Source organism: Pseudomonas sp. G11 (assembly GCF_029457515.1).
In the GTDB taxonomy this organism is placed as follows: domain Bacteria; phylum Pseudomonadota; class Gammaproteobacteria; order Pseudomonadales; family Pseudomonadaceae; genus Aquipseudomonas; species Aquipseudomonas gorinensis.
This window is the reverse complement of the sequence record NZ_CP120377.1, coordinates 2,572,589-2,590,115: the sequence shown is the minus strand read 5'-3', so window position 1 is coordinate 2,590,115 and position 17,527 is coordinate 2,572,589. Positions and strand designations below refer to the sequence as shown.

The window sequence follows — 17,527 nt, the reverse complement described above, 5'->3', positions numbered from 1 at the left end:
AGCAAGACTACATGCATCAGGTTCAAGACCCTGCCCGTATTCGGCAGACAGTCGCTGACGCCCGGTTTTCGGAACCGGAGACAACTTAAACGTGTATTAACGAATCAATTGATAGATCGCCAACTGGTCAAGGGGCTTACACATGAATCTGAACAACCAACCAACTATCGATGAATTGGCTGATATGTTCGCAGCGCAGAAAGACAAACTCGACGACCATATCCTGTGGATTGGTAAATCGGGCGAAGTCAAAATTGACTGCCTGGCGCCCCACACCGAAGAAGCGGAGTTCGACCGCAATAACCGTGAACTGGCGGCGCGCCTGCGGATGTACCGCCGCGGCCAGGGTTATGTCGGTAAAAAAGCGGCTGCCGATCGTAACTTTATCGAGCAAGTGTTCCATACACTTAATACCGAATGGCAGAACATCAAGGGCCAATCGCAAGTTAAAGTGATTGATAAATACTGCTGATAAAAAATCATTACAACATTAAGTCCGCCCGGTTAGCCGAGCGGACTTTTTTATGCGCGCGATTATTTTTTATTCATATAAACCGGCGCTGACGCAAGCGTCACAGCGGGAACCGGCCCTTCCCCGCCTCATCGCGAAAGATGTCAAACAACGCCTGCGCGGCGGCTGACAGTTCATACCCCGGCTTGGTCAACACCCCAATCGGCCGCTCTATCACCGGGTCGGTCAAGGTAATGCAATGGGCTCCCGCCTCCCGCATCTGCTGCGCACATAACGCCGGTACCGCGCTGACGCCCAAGCCGCTGGCAACCATCTTGCCCACGGTTGCCAATTGGTGGCTCTCCAATGCCACCGGTAGCTTGCGTTTTAAAGCGCCCAGGTGTTCTTCGAGCATCACCCGTACCGTAGAGGGCCGCTGCAAGGTAATAAACGGTTGCTCCAGCAGGGTTTGCCAATCGATCTCGGCGTACTGCGCCAGCGGTGAATCGCCAGGCACCACGGCAATGAAGCGGTCCAGGTACAGCGGGGTAAAGAGCAGTGACGAGCCTTCCGCCGGCTCAAACGCCACGCCCAGTTCCACCTGGCGGTCGCGCACCATTTCCAGCACCTGTTCGTTGATCAGGTCGTGTACCGTCACATTCACCTGGGGGTAACGTGCGCGGAATATCTTCAGGATCGGCGGCAACAGGTTACCGGCGAACGACGGCATCGCGGCCACCGTTACCCGCCCCCGCTGCAGGGTGAACAACTGGCGCAGTTCGTCCTCGGCATTGTCCCAGTCAGCCATCAGCCGGCGTGCCAGGGGCAGCAGGGATTCGCCCTCGGGTGTCAGCGCGACATTGCGTGTATTACGGCTGAACAAGCGCCCGCCCAGCCCTTCTTCCAGGCCCTTGATGGTCAGGCTCAAGGCCGATTGGGAGAGGTGCAGGCGTTCGCAGGCAGCGGCAAAACTCAGGCTCTGGGCCACGGCAAGAAAGGCACGCATCTGTTTAACTGTCATGAGGCTACTCCGTAGACGGCTCGACTATGCTGTTTTCTAAATCAATCAACCTTAAAAAACAACTTAACAAATCAATCCGTCGGCGCAACACTTCGTTCAATGGCTGGACCACAAACAATAAAAGAGGTGCATATGGCAGGTTTCGATAAACGCGTGGCGTCCTATGAAGAAGCGCTGGCAGGCCTGGAAGACGGCATGACCGTGCTCGCGGGTGGTTTTGGCCTGTGCGGCATTCCGGAAAACCTCATCGCCGAAATCAAGCGCAAAGGCACCCGCGACCTGACCGTGGTTTCCAATAACTGCGGTGTCGACGGTTTCGGCCTGGGCGTGCTGCTGGAAGAAAAACAGATCCGCAAAGTGATCGCCTCCTACGTCGGTGAAAACGCGCTGTTCGAGAAGCAATTGCTCAGCGGCGAAATCGAAGTGGTGCTGACTCCCCAAGGCACCCTGGCGGAAAAAATGCGCGCAGGCGGTGCTGGCATCCCAGCGTTCTTCACTGCCACCGGTGTCGGCACGCCCGTCGCAGAAGGCAAGGAAACCCGTGAATTCAATGGCCGCCCCTACCTGATGGAAGAGTCCATCACCGGTGATTTTGCCATCGTCAAGGGATGGAAAGCCGACCACTTCGGCAACGTCATCTACCGCCACACGGCCCAGAACTTCAACCCGCTGGCCGCCACCGCCGGCAAGATCACGGTGGTCGAAGTCGAGGAAATCGTCGAACCGGGCGAACTGGAACCGTCGCAGATCCACACCCCTGGCATCTACGTCGACCGGATCATCTGCGGCACCTTCGAGAAGCGCATCGAACAGCGCACCGTCCGCAAATAATCCACGTCCAGAACAATAAGAGGAAGTCACCATGGCTCTCACCCGCGAACAAATGGCTCAACGCGTCGCCCGCGAAATGCAGGATGGTTTTTACGTCAACCTCGGCATCGGCATTCCGACCCTGGTGGCCAACTACATCCCCGAAGGCATGGAAGTGATGCTGCAATCGGAAAACGGCCTGCTTGGCATGGGCCCGTTTCCCACCGAAGAAACCATTGATGCCGACATGATCAACGCCGGCAAGCAAACCGTGACCGCGCGTATCGGCGCCTCGATCTTCTCCTCCGCCGAGTCCTTTGCAATGATTCGCGGCGGCCACGTCGACCTGACCGTGCTGGGTGCGTTTGAAGTCGACGTCCACGGCAACATCGCCTCGTGGATGATCCCCGGCAAGCTGGTCAAAGGCATGGGCGGCGCCATGGACCTGGTGGCCGGCGCAGAAAACATCATCGTGATCATGACCCACGCGTCCAAGGACGGTGAGTCCAAGCTGCTCAGCCAATGCAGCCTGCCGCTGACCGGTGCGAACTGCATCAAGCGTGTACTGACGGACCTGGCCTACCTGGAAATCGAAAATGGCGCTTTTGTCCTCAAGGAACGCGCACCTGGCGTCAGCGTTGAAGAGATTGTGAGCAAGACCGCCGGTAAACTGATCGTCCCGGACAACGTTCCAGAAATGCACTTCCAGTGAGGACTGATTCCATGCAAGACGTCGTGATTGTCGCTGCCACCCGCACCGCCGTGGGCAGCTTTCAAGGTTCGCTGGCCAGCATCCCGGCACCGGAACTGGGCGCTGCCGTGATCCGTCGCCTGCTGGAGCAGACCGGCCTGGACCCGGCCGAAGTCGATGAAGTGATCCTCGGCCAGGTGCTCACCGCCGGCTCAGGCCAGAACCCGGCGCGCCAGGCCTCGATCCTGGCCGGCCTGCCCCATGCCGTACCCGCCCTGACCCTGAACAAGGTCTGCGGCTCGGGCCTCAAGGCCCTGCACCTGGGCGCCCAGGCCATCCGCTGCGGGGACGCCGAGGTGATCGTCGCTGGCGGCATGGAGAACATGAGCCTTGCTCCCTACGTGTTGCCTGCTGCGCGCACCGGCTTGCGCATGGGCCACGCCAAGATGATCGACAGCATGATCACCGATGGCTTGTGGGATGCGTTCAATGACTACCACATGGGCATCACCGCCGAGAACCTGGTGGACAAATACGGTATCAGCCGTGAAGCCCAGGACGCCTTCGCCGCCGCGTCCCAGCAAAAAGCCGCGGCCGCCATTGAAGCCGGGCGCTTTGCCGATGAGATCACGCCGATCCTGATTCCCCAGCGCAAGGGCGACCCGATTGCCTTTGCAGTGGATGAACAGCCGCGCGCCGGCACCACCGCCGAATCCCTGGCCAAGCTCAAGCCGGCGTTCAAGAAAGACGGCAGTGTCACCGCCGGCAACGCCTCCAGCCTCAACGACGGCGCCGCTGCGGTGCTGCTGATGAGCGCGGACAAAGCCAAGGCCCTGGGCCTGCCGGTGCTGGCCCGTATCGCCAGCTACGCCAATGCTGGCGTCGACCCGGCAATCATGGGCATCGGCCCGGTCTCGGCGACCCGTCGTTGCCTGGACAAGGCCGGCTGGAAACTGGGCGACCTGGACCTGATCGAAGCCAACGAGGCCTTCGCCGCACAATCCCTGGCGGTGGGCAAAGAGCTGGAATGGGACGCCGACAAGGTCAACGTCAACGGCGGCGCCATCGCCATCGGCCACCCGATCGGTGCTTCAGGCTGCCGCGTACTGGTGACCCTGCTGCATGAAATGATCAAGCGCGACGCCAAGAAAGGCCTGGCGACGCTGTGCATCGGTGGCGGCCAAGGCGTGGCCCTGGCACTCGAACGCAGCTGATAAAAGAGCAACACTGAAAAGGCCCGGCTCCACGAAAAGCCAGGCCTTTTCTTTACGCGGCTTCCCTGAAAAAACACAGTCCTACTGTGGAAGGGGGCTTGCTCCCGATAGAAGCGGGTCAGCTACAGATGTATTAACTGACCCACCCTCATCGGGGGCAAGCCCCCTCCCACATCAGCTCTTCATTGCCTGTCAGATTGAGGCACGGCAAACACCGCATTAGCCCGCGCGACCACCTTCTCCCCCACCCGCAAACCCACGGTGGCAAACGCCATCTGCCGCCCCCGCTTGTGATGCTCCAAGCGCACGGTGATCCACTCCCCCACCTGCACCGCTCCCAGGTAATCAACCGTCATGCTTGCCGTAATCAACGGCAACGGCGGCTCACTGGAAAACGCCATGGCATACCCCATGCCGATATCCGCCAGCGTCGCCAACACCCCGCCATGCACCGTGCCGCGTCCATTGGCGTGACGGTTGTCGGCACGCAAGCCGATCTCCAGTTGCAGGCCCTCCCCCCGGCAATACGCCGGGCCCAGCAGGTCAAGGAGTGGACTGCTTCGGGGCAGCGAGACAAAACCTTCGGGCACAGCGTGAGCGATCATGGCGAGTACGTCCCTGGAATAAGGCTTGAGGTGTACGCCGGGTCCGAAACGACGGCCATCACCATCAGCGCTGCAAATCCCCTGGGATGCTTTGCGTTAATTGGCCAGACCCGCTTTAATCGCCGCCAATGTCTCCTGCACACCTCAAGGAATCGCAATGCGCCACCTGGACGGCAACTCCCACCCGCTCCGCATGCCTCTGATGATCTTGTTCGCCGGCCTCGCCCTGGCCGGCTGTTCGCCCAAGGACCACTCCCGCGCCACGGTGATCAGCGGCGAACAAGGCCGGGCCGGCGCGCAACTGGCCTATGAACATGAGTTGACCCTGGCCCTGCCTGGCGCCTTGCTCGCACCACGCATGCAGGCCACTCGCGAAGCCTGCGAGTCCGCGCGGTTTGGCGCCTGCAATATCCTCGGCATCACCGAAGACGGTAATGGCGGCGAGATCATCCTGCGCATCGCGCCTGGCGGCGTGGAACCGATGGTCACCCTGGCTGCCGAAGGCGGCAAACTCGGGCAGCGCATCACCCGCGCCGAAGACCTGGCCGATGCGGTCGCCGATGTGCGCCGTCGCCAGGATCGGCTGCAAGCCCAGCAGCAACGCCTCGACGAACTGGCCAAGCGCAAAGACATCACCGTCAGCGACCTGATCGCCTTGAGCAAGGAGCAAGCGGGCATCGAAAACGAGTTGCAGGCATTGGCCCAGGTCGCTGCCGGCCAGCAACATCGCCTCGATACCAACCGCGTAACGCTGAACTTCCGCTCCTCCGACGGCGCGAATCCAGCGTCACGCTTCAGCCGGATGTTCAGCAACCTGGGCACGAACCTGGTGGACGGCACCGCAGACGCCCTGGAGCGCGCCAGCTACGTGCTGCCGTTCGTGATCCTGGCGTTTCCGGTGGTGTGGTTGTGGGTGTGGCTATGGCGCAGATTCGTTGTGTCGCACAGGCTTGCTGTGGCGAGCGGGCTTGCCCCGCGTCGGGCTGCGAAGCAGCCCCGGAATCAGGAGCCAAAAGATACCTGATACACCGCATTCTGCTTTATTGGGGCTGCTTCGCAGCCCGACGCGGGGCAAGCCCGCTCGCCACGACAAGCCTACTAGCCAGAGCAAGCCTACTGGCCAGAGCAAGCCCGCTCGCCACAGTGATTCGGTGTCAGCGCTTCATACAACGCTGATACCGCTCATCCACGCGCTTGGCAAACCACGCCGTGGTCAGGTTACGGGTGATCTTCGGGCTCTTGAGCACAATGCCCGGCAGGATCGCCCGGGGCAGCGGCTTGCCAGCAGCTTTGTCGGCCAGGGCAAACACCCGTGTGTAGAGGGTTGTTTCTTCAAAATCCAGCTGCTCACCCTGCTCCAGTTGGCTACGGATGCTGGGGTTGCGCATGTCAAGCTTCGCGCCCAATGAGCGCACCGCCAGTTCGGTGGTGCCGGGCAACAAGGAACCGTAGTTGATCAGGTCGCCATCCAGCGCCAGTTCTTTACCCGAGACACGGCTGACAGCAGCCTGGAACGCCGCATTACGGCTGGCGTACCAACCCGCATTGAAGTCGGCGAAGCGATACAGCGGCTGCTCGTAGCTCACCGGATACCCCAGTAAATGGGCGATACCAAAATACAGGCCGCCACGCCGGGTAAAGACCTCGCGGCGAATCGTCCCCTCCACCGTGTAGGGATAACCCCGCGCGTGTTTTTGCGCAAAATCGATGCTGACCTGCATGGGCCCAGCAGTGTGCACTGGGTTGAAACCGCCAAACAGCGTGTTGCCCAAAGGCACCATGCTGATGAAATCGTCGAAAATACCGCTGAGGTCTTTCTCCGTGCGCGCGGCGTTCAAGCGATCGGCGTAGGACTTGCCGGTGGGTGAACGCAATTGCAGCGCACTGCGTACGACAAATGCCGGCACATGGACCTTACCGGCACGGCGCAGGATTTCATCCTGGGCGATCTTGCCCATGCCGGGTACTGCCGGGTCGACCTGGTAGGTGGACTCTTGCTCGGTCACCGCCAACACAGCGCAGATATTTTCAGTACTGGGGTAGATATTCTGGGTGTCGAAGGCCGTGTAAATGTCTTGGGCCCACCCATTCCGGTCCGCCACCGTTGAGGGCAGCAGTCGCACGATCTGCGCTTTCACCTCAGCCTCGCTGCGCTCCGGCTGTTGCGGGGCCCGCGATGTAGAGCAGCCGGCCAGCACCAGCAAGGGGGTGAGGCACAGGATCAGGCAGCGTACGGACATGGGGCTTCCTTGAAAGACAATGGTCAGGCATTGCGGGGTTCGACCGGTAAGTCTAACGCGGGTTCGCCAATCGCCCCTCTCGCCCTCCCGGGTCGAACGTGACAGGATCTATCAACGACCATTCCTACACGGAGTTTGAATGCCATGCTTAGCCTGAACTTTTTCGTCACCTGCCTGATTGTCGTGCTGATTCCCGGCACCGGCGTGATCTTCACCGTGTCCACAGGCCTCACGGCCGGCAAGCGCGCCAGCGTCTTCGCCGCCCTGGGCTGCACGGCGGGCATCCTCCCCCACCTGCTGGCGTCGGTGCTTGGCCTGTCCGCGCTGCTGCACACCAGTGCGCTGGCCTTCGAAGCGTTGAAGTACGCCGGCGTCGCCTACCTGTTGTACCTGGCGTATGCCACCTGGCGGGATCGCTCGGCCTTCGCCATGAACGACGCGCCAACGGTCGCGACTGCACACAGTTTGATGGTCCGCGGTTTCCTGCTGAATATTCTCAACCCCAAGCTGACCATTTTCTTCCTGGCCTTCCTGCCCCAGTTCGTCACCCCAGGCAGCACCGCGCCCGCCCTGCAAATGCTGGTGCTGAGCGGCGTGTTCATGGCGATGACCTTTGCGGTGTTTGTGGTCTATGGCCTGCTGGCCAACGGGTTCCGCCGTACGGTGGTCGAGTCGCCACGGGTGCAGAACTGGTTGCGGCGCAGTTTTGCGGCGGCGTTTGCGGGGTTGGGGCTGAACCTGGCATTTGCGCAGCGTTGAAAGCTTACATTCGCCGGGCCGCAAAGCCCTTTCGAGCTGGGCCGAAAGAAGACGAAACGTCCCACCCGATCGCCGGATAACCTCTACTCCCCTTCCCTGAGAACATCTGCAAAGTCCCTCGCCTGAATACACAGTGCGAGGGATTGCAGATGGCGTTTTTTATTGAGGCCCCGATGGCGGGGGCTGCCGCTTGAACCCGGCCATTGGCAGGTTAGTCCTGACCCCAATGGACGTGAAGACGGTCGACGTTGAAGGCGTCTTCCGCGACTTTCGTGAATGCCTCAACACCTTTGACACCTGGGCGGCGAGCTTCTGGAGCTTTTCGGCACTCGATGTCGAGCAGGTATTCAAGGTAGGGGATGAGGTGGCGCTGGTCGCACCGACGACCCGTTCCCTCTATCCGAGCAGCACCGTCGCCACATGCCGGGCCGATGGCACGCTGACGCTGGTGCATATGTTCCAGAGCACGCGCTTCGTCCCCATCGGCAATACACCGGTGGTGCTGCAACGCGTTGATCCAAACGGCGGCCCGCTGGGTGAACCGATCCACAAAACCATCGGCCCGAGCGGCATCCTCGAAATCACCGAGTGCGATCGCAACCAGCAGTACCAAATCACCTTCTATCCCAACGTTTCCAAGGATCACGTCAAGGCGCTGTATGCGTCTTATCAGTCGGTGATCGCCGAGCTGGAAGTGCGCCTGCGTGAAGAGTGGGCCGGCGCTTTCCAAGCTCAGTGGCAAGGCTATACGGACACCAGTCCACTGGACCGGCGCAGGCTGCTGGAGACCGCGTTCCTAAGTGGTATCGGCAAAGCGCTCTACAGCCTGTGGGACAACATTACGCAGCTGTATGAGCTGCTGAAGGACATCAAGCCCAACAGCGAAAAGCTGCTGCAATACCTCTCCCAGGCCGAGCTCGATGAGCTGTTGAAGCTGGGCAACGACAAGATCGCCCATGGCCTGCTGATCCTCAGCGATGAGCCGCTGCTGTTCATCTATGTGTCGGCGATGGTCAGTTGGATGCGCCTGCTGCCGCCCCCGCAAATGCATGAACTGTGGGGCGAGATCACCGGTGAGGTGCTGATCAACCTGCTGCTGATTCGGGTGACGGCCGGGATGGGGGTTGCGGTGCGCCTGGGCTCCCAGGTGCTGAGCCAGGTCAAGTCCGGACGGGCGCGGGAGCTGCTGCAGTTGCTCGCCAAGCAGGTTGCAGGACCGACGTTGGAGCCCCATGTGGCAGCGGCGAAACCGTTGTTGCTCGGCGGCTCGATGATCTCGAAGTCTGTACCTGTTGCACCGCTGAAGGCGGGTGAGAACCTGGTTTCAAACTCGGTGCCGGCAGTTCGAAACAAGCGCCCGCAAACGGTATTGGTCAGGCAAGAGCACGTGGATGATGCGCCTGTTTCGGGGAAAAACCCTGCGGGGGATGCTGCCGCGTCTTCGGACAAGACCGTCACCAACGGCTGCCCGGTGTCGATGGTTACCGGCGAGGAGCTGCTCACCCTGACCGATGGCACGCTGGACGGGATTTTGCCGTTCGAGTGGACCCGGTTGTACCGCACCAGTGCGGTGGAAGTGGATTGCGGGTTGGGCTTTGGCTGGAGTCATTCGCTGGCGCACAGGCTTTCTGTGGTGGGCGATTCGGTCGTCTGGATTGACCATGAAAACCGCACGACTGAGTTTCCACTGCCCACCGCTGCTCGCCCCGCGATCACCAATAGCCTGGCTGAAGCGGCGATCTATCTGGGCGCTTCGCCGGATGAACTGGTGCTGGCCCAGGCGGCGCGGTTTTATCACTTTCGCGACGGAGTATTGGTCTCGATCAGTGATGCGTATGACAACCGCCTGCGAATTTTCCGAGACGTATTGGGGCGCATTGAGCGGTTGGATAACGGCGCGGGCCGGTCGCTGTTTTTGCGCTATGAACGGGGCCGCATTGTGGCGGTGGACTACCAGGTTCAGCGCGCCAAGGGGCATGAACCCTACGTCTGGGTGACGGAGCAGCACGTTGTTGCCTACGCCTATGACAACGCTGGACGGCTGGTCTCGGCGACCAATGCCGTCGGCGAAAGCGAGGTTTACCGCTACGACGATAAGCACGTCATTCTCGAGCGGCAATTGGCCGGCGGGGCGAGTTTCTTCTGGGCGTGGGAACGGTCTGGCAAGGCGGCGCGATGTGTCCGGCATTGGGCCAGTTTTTCGCAGATGGACACGCGCTATGTGTGGAGTGACGACGGGCGCGTCACGGTGCACAACGCCGATGGCAGTCAGGAAGTGTATGTCCATGACGACCGGGCGCGGCTGGTGCAGCGGATTGATCCGGACGGTGCGCAGCACTTCAAATCCTACGATGACAAAGGTCGGCTGACGATTGAGCAAGATCCGCTGGGGGCGGTGACGGCGTATCAGTACGACGAAGCCGGGCGCTTGGTCGCGCTGTTTCCGGGGGATGACGAGCCGACGTCCTACGAGCATGACAATGGCTTCGTACGCGTGGTGCGCCGGGGTCAGGCGCTGTGGAAGTACGAGCGTAATGACCAGGGCGACATTACGCGTAAGACCGATCCCGACGGCCATGTCACCGACTACAGCTACGACCAATACGGACAACTGGTGGGGGTTTGGTACCCGGATCACAGCTGCCAGCGGCTGGTGTGGAATGAGCGCGGGCAACTGCTGGAGCAGACGCGGCCCAATGGCGGTGTGCGGCGCTATCGCTATGACGACTTGGGTCGACAGATTGCCCGCGAGGATGAGCATGGCGCGCTGATCCAGTATCAATGGGATGCCGCCGGGCGCTTAGTCAGGCTAACCCAAGCGGACGGCGCCACGCGCGAATACAGCTACAACCCCTACGGAAAAATCACCGCCGAACGCGATGAACTCGGACGAGTCACCCGCTACGAATACGCCGACGGCCTGCACCTGATCAGCCGCCGTATCAATGCCGATGGCACCCAGGTCCACTACCGCTACGACAACGCCCGGTTACTGCTGACCGAGATCGAAAACGAGGTTGGCGAGACCTACCGGCTCGACTACCACCCCAACGGCCTGATCCAGCAGGAAGTCGGGTTTGATGGGCAGCGTACCGCTTACGCCTACGACCTCAACGGCAACCTGCAGGAAAAGACCGAACACGGCGACGATGGCAGTCAGCTCGTTACTCGTTATGAGCGAGACCACGCCGGACGCCTTGTACGAAAAACCCTCCCCGACGGTAACCTTGTTGAATATACCTACGACCGCCAAGGCAACCTCCTCAGCGTCGACGACGGTCACTGGGCGTTAGCCTACGAATACGATAGCCAAAACCGTCTCACCGCCGAACACCAAGGCTGGGGCACCTTGCGCTATGGCTACGACGCGTGCGGTCAGCTGAAACACCTGCGTTTACCCGATAACAACCGCCTCACCTTCAACCACGACAAAGGTGGCCACCTCGCCACGGTTGAATTGAATGGAGAAATGCTCACTTCCCATCTGTTCAACGCCGGCCGCGAAAGCCAACGCCAACAGGGCCAGCTCCTCAGCCACTACCACTACGACGAACAACACCGCCTGCACGCCCACACCGTCGCGCAACAGGGCACCCCCCTCTACCAACGCCACTACGACTACGACAAAAGCGGCAACCTCACCCGTCTAGTCGACAGCCGCAAAGGCGAACACCACTACCACTACGACCCCCTCGCCCGCCTCACCCGCGCCGACCACTCGCAAGCCCCGCAGGAACGCTTCGCCCACGACCCGGCCGGCAACCTGCTCATGCAAGACCGCCCCGGCCCCGACATCGTCGCCGGCAACCGCCTGATGATCCAGGGCGACCGCCACTACGACTACGACGCCTTCGGCAACCTGATCCGCGAACGGCGCGGCAAAGACCATCAACTCGTCACCGAGTATCGCTACGACTGCCAGCATCGGCTGATCGGCATTACCCAGCCCGACGGCCAAACCGCGAGCTATCGCTACGATCCGTTTGGGCGACGAATCAGCAAAACCGTCGACAACATCACCACCGAGTTTTTCTGGCAAGGCGACAAGCTCATCGCCGAACACCACGCCGAAAAGCATCGCAGCTACCTCTACGAACCGGACAGCTTTCGCCCACTGGCGCTATTGGAAGGCTTCGGCCCAAAAGAAACGAAGCCCTACCACTACCAACTCGACCACCTCGGCACACCGCAGGAACTCACCAATCCCGAGGGCGAAATCGTCTGGTCCGCGCACTACCGCGCCTACGGCGAAATCACCCGGCTCGACATCGGAACAGTCGACAACCCACTGCGTTTCCAGGGCCAGTACTTCGATCAGGAAAGCGGGCTGCACTACAACCGCCATCGCTACTACAATCCGGATGTTGGTCGTTACCTGACACCGGATCCGGTGAAGTTGGCGGGTGGGATCAATGGGTACCAGTATGTGCCCAATCCTACGGGGTGGGTGGATCCACTAGGTTTAAGCACCTGCCCTGGTGACGAATGCAAGCCTGGCGCTCCTCCTATCCTTCCGAAGTCTAGCGTTAATGAAGGCGCGCCAGCTCTACCTCAACTGACGCGCACTCAACGACAGGCGAGAATAGATGAACTGAAAGAGGCAAATGCAAAACAAAAAGTACTGGGTTGGGAACAGAAATACGATATGCACTCGGTTGAAAAGCATGGCCCGGAGATACCAGACAACGCTTTAAAGCAACGATCTATTGATGGAACAAGTCCAACCACTGGAAAAAGAGAAACTATCAATTCCAGCTCCCAATTTAAAACCTGGGGAATGCAGCTTCACGCTATAAATAAAGCCATGGGCAGGATGCAAGGCAATTCACCATTTCCTACAGGTCTTGATGGAGGAGGTAACCCCGTGGTTATAGTCGAGCTACCCGGAGCCGGACGCGGCTACAAACCTAACCGCCGAGACGTAAACGATCCTAAGTACATTGAAAACATGGACAGAGCAGAGGTCAGATTTGATAGAAACAATCCAACTCGACCATTTACCGCATTCCCTAAGTGAGCAGACGATGCTGAAGTGCCCATTCATGAATACTCCCTACGCCCCTAACATCTCTCATATATTAGGAGCTTTATCGATATACGACCTTGAGAACACGGTCGAAAAAGAATTACGACAGTACAACCCTAACAATGAAAAAGACAGAGAAATAATTATAATTTCTTATATTCTTAAGGATCTTATGTATCTCTCCTACAGGCATCGCTTCGTGTTGATGTCTGCACTCAGGAGTGTGCTAGACAAACCCGACTTTGACTTTGCGAGAGAATTCGAAAGTGATTACGACGAACACATAACTATGGCTTGGGACGAAACGGAAATCGCCGACCCTAGAGGCTTCTTCGCCGATATCTACCGGCTAGCCAATGAGGTATGGAAAGACGACCTGCAAAAAGCCAGCCTCGAAGACCAGTCAACGTGGTAACACCACCACTTTCCCTGACAGCCCAAAACGCTGTGGCGAGCGAGCTTGCTCGCGTTGGGCTGCGAAGCGGCACCAGTCAGGGCAATGCGGGGTTTCAGGTAGTTCTGCGGTGTCGGTTTTGGGGCTGCTACGCAGCCCAACGCGAGGCAAGCTCGCTCGCCACAGGAACTCGCTTGCCTCAAGAAATGGGTCACCACGGAGTTTCGCCTGGCCTTGGAAAAATGCGGAAAAATGGGAACAAAACTATTAATAGGCTTAAGTTAAAGCTCACTGTTTTCAGTCAAATAAATCCGCCCCTTTGTCCCTAGTCACAGGGATCAATTGAACTCGATATATCGAGCACAGCTGATCTTCAGAAGAAACGGAGACATGGGAAAAATTATTGGTGAAGGGTATTCCAGCGAAGAAATCAAATATAGTCAACAACGCAAAGCTCGAGTAATACTGGACAAAAATGGAAATCCCAAAACGGCTTACACCGAGGAATAAAAATGAAAAACAAACCAAGCATGTCAATAATTCGCGGACTACTGTTCACTTATGACATTGAAAATACGGATGATTTAAAAAGAGAAAATCTTATTTCGTCAAAAAATATAAACAATGAAAAAGAGCTTATTGAACTACTTGACGAACTGACCAAACCGGAATTCCTGTCACACACTAAACAGGAGCAAGAGTGGTTCATTGACTCGATCGAACACTATTTATCCATCGGAGACAACTTCGACTCAATATTCAAAACAATGGCAACTTATTTCGGTGAACCTGTAATTAATCAGCAAATGTTCATGAGAACGCTGCTCGGTCGATTGAGGCAATACCGTAACACTCAGTAATCGCAAAAAAGCAGCAATTAAACAAATCCACCGCCCTTTGTCTCGAACGGATAAACACTAAAGATACCTTATATGCCCCCCACTTCACGATAACGGCACACATAAAGGCTATTCGCCAATCAATCCAAATAGACAATAAAAAATGAAAAGCATAGAAATAGCCATAATTAATAATTCTCTTAGAGAAATGGCCACCATTGAATATGACGGAAGCATACCCTCTCTCTCCATAATATTTAGCAATGGTGCAAAAAGAACATATACCGATACAGATATTTTCATCTGTTTTGGTTTATTAAGAAAAGAGTTCAGCGACATAACTTTCCTGTGCAAAGGCTCTAAAATAAATGTCTACCCGTCCGCAATGGCATCCCAAATGTCAAGTGGAATCGTGGCATACGAAGTTGAAATGGGCGATCCAGAGGCCAAGCTGGTCCGCATATTCGATTATGAAGAAAACGAACTGACTAACGATGTTAACGAGCACATTCTTTATGGTAACAAATGGGCTAAATCAATTTAGACAAACCATAAATCACTCACTCGAGAAGGCTCAGCAGAAATAAAAAATGGAATACCAAAAAATTCAGGTCATACGTAATAATATAAAAATCGAAACAACCGTAAAATATGACCCCGTAAATAGGCTGATGTGGTTTTCAGAATCCAATAACTTCAGAAAACTTTATCAAGGAAAAGACATATACGTGTGCTTGGCAAAAGTCAGAGCGGAATTCCCACACATGACATTTTTGTGCAAGGGCGCAAAGATAAACGTCATGCCTTCAAGAATGGCTTCTCAGATGAGCGCGGGACTCGTCGCATACGAGATGACACTAGGCAAACACGCAGATCAAGACAATATAGTTCATTTATTTGACTACGAAGAAAACAACCTAACAAACGATCCGCAAGTACAAATTGATTTTTTCAAGACTTGGCTAGCCTCAATAGGCGCGAAAGACTATGAAAAACTCAATTAAACCTTTTTAAATAAGTCGAAAGAACAACTTTTCAGATCATGCCTACGACCTGTGGCGAGCAGGCTTTGCTCGCACTGGACGGCGAAGCGACCCCAGTCATGCAAGACCAGAAAGGGAACAGAAAAATGGGGACAAAACTATTAATAGGCTTAAGTTCAAACTCACTGTTCTCAATCAAATAAATCCATCCCTCTGCCTCCCCTTTGTCTCGCAATATAAAAATGAACAAAACCTCAACAGAACTTCAACATTTTTTTGGCGCCTACTTTAATCAGGACTGGACAGAAAATCATGCCTCTGCTGACGAGGTCATTGATAGCTTTCTACTCGAGTCGCCTACCGATGTAGTATTGACTGTAAGAAATCAAATTTTAGACCTAATTACTTCTTACACAAACGAGTCAGGTTTCCAAGAAAATCTGTTACATAAGCAGTATTGTTACTATTATTATCCAAATCAATGGGCTTCAGGACCACTATGGCTGGATCACGTACTCCAAAAACTCGAAAATCACTTACTCGGGGAATAAAATTGAGAACCCGCCTCACCGAAACTGACACGTGCGGAGCGACAGGTAAAGCTTGATAAGCTTACGACCAGATAGTTATCAGAAAGGGGGGCAGTACTATTTATAGGCTAATTTTTTTGTGCCGAGACAACATATAGACGTACCAACTTCGAAACATCTCGCGATCCCACGGACATGGGGAAAAAATCGGAGAGGGCTATAAAAAAGACACATTTGAATATGGAAAACAACGAAAAGCAACAGTAATACTAGATACAGACGGAAACCCAATTACCGCCTATACGGACTACTGATATGAAACATCAGCCTAAACTTTCAATTCTCCGCAGCCTTTTATTCACCTACAACATCGAAAACCTTGACGACTCCGAAAGAGAGATCTTCATTGCATCAAAAAATATAAACAATGACAAAGAACTCGCCGAGTTATTTGACACACTTACCAAACCTGAATTTATCAAATACAAGAAAGACGAAAGGGAATGGCATATCAACACCATCCGGCACTTCTTAAATACAGACGAAAACTTCGAGTCCGTATTTTATCTTTTTGATACTTATTTCAACGACGAAATAACTGACAAAAGGCAATTCATGAAAGTCTTGCTTGACTGCCTTGACAAATACAATGCAGAAGCTATGAACAACAAATAAAAACTAATTATACAGCCGAAATAAACAAATAAAATTCAGACCAACGATTGAAGAAAATCTCATTCACCCAATCACAAAATTCAAATGCCACAGAATGCAGTTAGTCAGGGAGATGAAGTATTTAAGGTAAATCAGGGGTTTAGGGCTGCTACGCAGCCCAACGCGAGCAAGCTCGCTCGCCACAGGGTTTGCACTGTTCTCAGATACCGGCCAACGCCAAGTCCATCGCGAAGTAGGTGAAGATCAAATCCGCACCCGCGCGTTTGATCGAGCCGAGGGTTTCACGCACCACCCGATCCTCATCAATCGCCCCCGCCTGGGCACCGAACTTGATCATCGCGTATTCGCCGCTGACCTGATACGCCGCCACCGGCAGGCGCGAGGCTTCGCGGATGTCGCGGATGATGTCGAGGTAGGCACCGGCCGGTTTGACCATCAGCGCGTCCGCGCCTTCCTGTTCGTCGAGCAGCGATTCGCGCACGGCTTCGCGGCGGTTCATCGGGTTCATCTGGTAGCTCTTGCGGTCGCCCTTGAGCGCGCTGCCACCGGCTTCGCGGAACGGGCCGTAGAGGGCCGAGGCGAATTTGGTGGAGTAGGCCATGATCGGGATATGGGTGAACCCGGCGTCATCCAGGGCGCGGCGAATCGCCTGGACCTGGCCGTCCATCGCCGCCGACGGTGCAATCACATCGGCTCCGGCGCGGGCGGCGGCAACGGCTTGCTTGCCCAGGTTGACCAGGGTCGCGTCGTTGTCGACGTGGGCACCGTGCATTACGCCGCAGTGGCCGTGGTCGGTGTATTCACAGAAGCAGGTGTCGGACATCACGATCATTTCCGGCACGGCGTCCTTGATGATCGAGGACATGCGCGAGACCAGCCCGCGTTCCTTCCAGGTGTCACTGCCACTGGCGTCCAGGTGGTGGGACACGCCAAAGGTCATCACCGACTTGATCCCCGCACGGGCATAGCGCTCGACCTCATGGGCCAGCTTCTTCTCGGGAATACGCAACACCCCCGGCATGCTGGTGATCGGCACGAAGTCGTCGATTTCTTCTTCGACGAAAATCGGCAATACCAGATCGTTGAGGGTGAACTCGGTTTCCTGGAACAAGCTGCGCAGTTCCGGGGAGCGGCGCAGGCGGCGTGGGCGGGCTTGGGGGAACTGGCTGGTCATGGCTTTCCTGACTGAAGACTGAAAACTTTGGGGCGAAAGCTTATGCCCCTTGGCCCCGGCAGCACAAATGCCCAGGGGCCAACAGTGTATTGCCAGGCTCGTAATAATTCATTGA

Annotated in this window: 17 protein-coding genes; 13 read left to right on the top strand and 4 right to left on the bottom strand. The window is 56.4% G+C overall.

Annotation, left to right across the window (positions count from 1 at the left end):
• The first annotated feature begins 142 nt into the window (after positions 1–142).
• The gene (locus tag P2T68_RS12005) at positions 143–472 is read left to right on the top strand and encodes a hypothetical protein (protein ID WP_069076246.1); all 330 of its coding nucleotides are present in this window, start codon (positions 143–145) and stop codon (positions 470–472) included.
• A 100-nt stretch (positions 473–572) separates the two neighbouring features.
• On the opposite strand, the gene P2T68_RS12000 is transcribed toward P2T68_RS12005, so the two are convergent.
• Positions 573–1,472, bottom strand: a complete 900-nt coding sequence (locus P2T68_RS12000) for a LysR family transcriptional regulator (RefSeq protein WP_024074504.1) — start codon at positions 1,470–1,472, stop codon at positions 573–575.
• A gap of 132 nt (positions 1,473–1,604) precedes the next feature.
• Between P2T68_RS12000 and P2T68_RS11995 the strand changes: the two genes are divergently transcribed.
• From P2T68_RS11995 to P2T68_RS11985, 3 genes are read left to right on the top strand one after another with little or no spacing between them, the layout of a single operon-like run.
• Positions 1,605–2,303 carry a CoA transferase subunit A gene (locus tag P2T68_RS11995; RefSeq protein WP_010566044.1) on the top strand — a complete coding sequence of 233 codons (699 nt, stop codon included), beginning with the start codon at positions 1,605–1,607 and terminating at the stop codon, positions 2,301–2,303.
• 31 nt (positions 2,304–2,334) lie between these two features.
• A complete protein-coding gene (locus P2T68_RS11990) occupies positions 2,335–2,994 on the top strand; it encodes a CoA transferase subunit B (protein WP_024074503.1) in 660 nt (219 codons plus the stop codon).
• Between the two features lie 11 nt (positions 2,995–3,005).
• Positions 3,006–4,187, top strand: coding sequence for an acetyl-CoA C-acetyltransferase (locus tag P2T68_RS11985; protein ID WP_102625476.1), 1,182 nt, complete (start codon positions 3,006–3,008; stop codon positions 4,185–4,187).
• 182 nt (positions 4,188–4,369) lie between these two features.
• Here P2T68_RS11985 and P2T68_RS11980 read toward each other — a convergent pair whose 3' ends face one another.
• Positions 4,370–4,792, bottom strand: coding sequence for a PaaI family thioesterase (locus tag P2T68_RS11980; RefSeq protein WP_024074501.1), 423 nt, complete (start codon positions 4,790–4,792; stop codon positions 4,370–4,372).
• A gap of 157 nt (positions 4,793–4,949) precedes the next feature.
• Here P2T68_RS11980 and P2T68_RS11975 point away from each other — a divergent pair, with 157 nt between their 5' ends.
• Positions 4,950–5,816 (top strand): DUF4349 domain-containing protein, encoded by an 867-nt coding sequence (locus P2T68_RS11975; protein ID WP_277379379.1) that lies wholly within the window; start codon positions 4,950–4,952, stop codon positions 5,814–5,816.
• 130 nt (positions 5,817–5,946) lie between these two features.
• Here P2T68_RS11975 and P2T68_RS11970 read toward each other — a convergent pair whose 3' ends face one another.
• Complete coding sequence (locus P2T68_RS11970; protein WP_069076249.1) at positions 5,947–7,032, bottom strand: DUF1615 domain-containing protein; 1,086 nt, start codon at positions 7,030–7,032, stop codon at positions 5,947–5,949.
• A 144-nt stretch (positions 7,033–7,176) separates the two neighbouring features.
• Between P2T68_RS11970 and P2T68_RS11965 the strand changes: the two genes are divergently transcribed.
• The 8 genes from P2T68_RS11965 to P2T68_RS11930 all read left to right on the top strand — a co-directional run bounded on the left by P2T68_RS11965 (position 7,177) and on the right by P2T68_RS11930 (position 16,238).
• Positions 7,177–7,791, top strand: coding sequence for a LysE family translocator (locus P2T68_RS11965; protein ID WP_024074498.1), 615 nt, complete (start codon positions 7,177–7,179; stop codon positions 7,789–7,791).
• A 226-nt stretch (positions 7,792–8,017) separates the two neighbouring features.
• Positions 8,018–12,808, top strand: coding sequence for an RHS repeat-associated core domain-containing protein (locus P2T68_RS11960; protein ID WP_277379378.1), 4,791 nt, complete (start codon positions 8,018–8,020; stop codon positions 12,806–12,808).
• 25 nt (positions 12,809–12,833) lie between these two features.
• Positions 12,834–13,232 (top strand): hypothetical protein, encoded by a 399-nt coding sequence (locus P2T68_RS11955; RefSeq protein ID WP_227496858.1) that lies wholly within the window; start codon positions 12,834–12,836, stop codon positions 13,230–13,232.
• 491 nt (positions 13,233–13,723) lie between these two features.
• Complete coding sequence (locus tag P2T68_RS11950) at positions 13,724–14,071, top strand: hypothetical protein (RefSeq protein WP_277379377.1); 348 nt, start codon at positions 13,724–13,726, stop codon at positions 14,069–14,071.
• A gap of 142 nt (positions 14,072–14,213) precedes the next feature.
• A complete protein-coding gene (locus P2T68_RS11945; RefSeq protein ID WP_277379375.1) occupies positions 14,214–14,594 on the top strand; it encodes a hypothetical protein in 381 nt (126 codons plus the stop codon).
• A 46-nt stretch (positions 14,595–14,640) separates the two neighbouring features.
• Positions 14,641–15,054 carry a hypothetical protein gene (locus P2T68_RS11940; RefSeq protein WP_102642594.1) on the top strand — a complete coding sequence of 138 codons (414 nt, stop codon included), beginning with the start codon at positions 14,641–14,643 and terminating at the stop codon, positions 15,052–15,054.
• Between the two features lie 221 nt (positions 15,055–15,275).
• Positions 15,276–15,584: a contact-dependent growth inhibition system immunity protein gene (locus P2T68_RS11935; protein WP_193690405.1), complete on the top strand. Its 309-nt coding sequence runs from the start codon at positions 15,276–15,278 to the stop codon at positions 15,582–15,584.
• A 294-nt stretch (positions 15,585–15,878) separates the two neighbouring features.
• On the top strand, positions 15,879–16,238 hold the full coding sequence (locus tag P2T68_RS11930) for a hypothetical protein (RefSeq protein ID WP_193690404.1): 360 nt from the start codon (positions 15,879–15,881) through the stop codon (positions 16,236–16,238).
• A gap of 199 nt (positions 16,239–16,437) precedes the next feature.
• On the opposite strand, the gene hemB is transcribed toward P2T68_RS11930, so the two are convergent.
• On the bottom strand, positions 16,438–17,412 hold the full coding sequence (gene hemB / locus P2T68_RS11925) for a porphobilinogen synthase (protein ID WP_024074490.1): 975 nt from the start codon (positions 17,410–17,412) through the stop codon (positions 16,438–16,440).
• Positions 17,413–17,527: the final 115 nt, after the last annotated feature.

What these genes read in the sequence shown, in the direction of transcription:
- P2T68_RS11930 (WP_193690404.1), top strand. Translation starts at nt 15,879, where the DNA reads ATGAAACATCAGCCTAAACTTTCAATTCTCCGCAGCCTTTTATTCACC.
- P2T68_RS11980 (WP_024074501.1), bottom strand. Translation starts at nt 4,792, where the DNA reads ATGATCGCTCACGCTGTGCCCGAAGGTTTTGTCTCGCTGCCCCGAAGC.
- P2T68_RS11945 (WP_277379375.1), top strand. Translation starts at nt 14,214, where the DNA reads ATGAAAAGCATAGAAATAGCCATAATTAATAATTCTCTTAGAGAAATG.
- P2T68_RS11965 (WP_024074498.1), top strand. Translation starts at nt 7,177, where the DNA reads ATGCTTAGCCTGAACTTTTTCGTCACCTGCCTGATTGTCGTGCTGATT.
- P2T68_RS12000 (WP_024074504.1), bottom strand. Translation starts at nt 1,472, where the DNA reads ATGACAGTTAAACAGATGCGTGCCTTTCTTGCCGTGGCCCAGAGCCTG.
- P2T68_RS11955 (WP_227496858.1), top strand. Translation starts at nt 12,834, where the DNA reads ATGAATACTCCCTACGCCCCTAACATCTCTCATATATTAGGAGCTTTA.
- hemB (WP_024074490.1), bottom strand. Translation starts at nt 17,412, where the DNA reads ATGACCAGCCAGTTCCCCCAAGCCCGCCCACGCCGCCTGCGCCGCTCC.
- P2T68_RS11975 (WP_277379379.1), top strand. Translation starts at nt 4,950, where the DNA reads ATGCGCCACCTGGACGGCAACTCCCACCCGCTCCGCATGCCTCTGATG.
- P2T68_RS11940 (WP_102642594.1), top strand. Translation starts at nt 14,641, where the DNA reads ATGGAATACCAAAAAATTCAGGTCATACGTAATAATATAAAAATCGAA.
- P2T68_RS11970 (WP_069076249.1), bottom strand. Translation starts at nt 7,032, where the DNA reads ATGTCCGTACGCTGCCTGATCCTGTGCCTCACCCCCTTGCTGGTGCTG.
- P2T68_RS11960 (WP_277379378.1), top strand. Translation starts at nt 8,018, where the DNA reads ATGGACGTGAAGACGGTCGACGTTGAAGGCGTCTTCCGCGACTTTCGT.
- P2T68_RS11950 (WP_277379377.1), top strand. Translation starts at nt 13,724, where the DNA reads ATGAAAAACAAACCAAGCATGTCAATAATTCGCGGACTACTGTTCACT.
- P2T68_RS11995 (WP_010566044.1), top strand. Translation starts at nt 1,605, where the DNA reads ATGGCAGGTTTCGATAAACGCGTGGCGTCCTATGAAGAAGCGCTGGCA.
- P2T68_RS11985 (WP_102625476.1), top strand. Translation starts at nt 3,006, where the DNA reads ATGCAAGACGTCGTGATTGTCGCTGCCACCCGCACCGCCGTGGGCAGC.
- P2T68_RS11935 (WP_193690405.1), top strand. Translation starts at nt 15,276, where the DNA reads ATGAACAAAACCTCAACAGAACTTCAACATTTTTTTGGCGCCTACTTT.
- P2T68_RS12005 (WP_069076246.1), top strand. Translation starts at nt 143, where the DNA reads ATGAATCTGAACAACCAACCAACTATCGATGAATTGGCTGATATGTTC.
- P2T68_RS11990 (WP_024074503.1), top strand. Translation starts at nt 2,335, where the DNA reads ATGGCTCTCACCCGCGAACAAATGGCTCAACGCGTCGCCCGCGAAATG.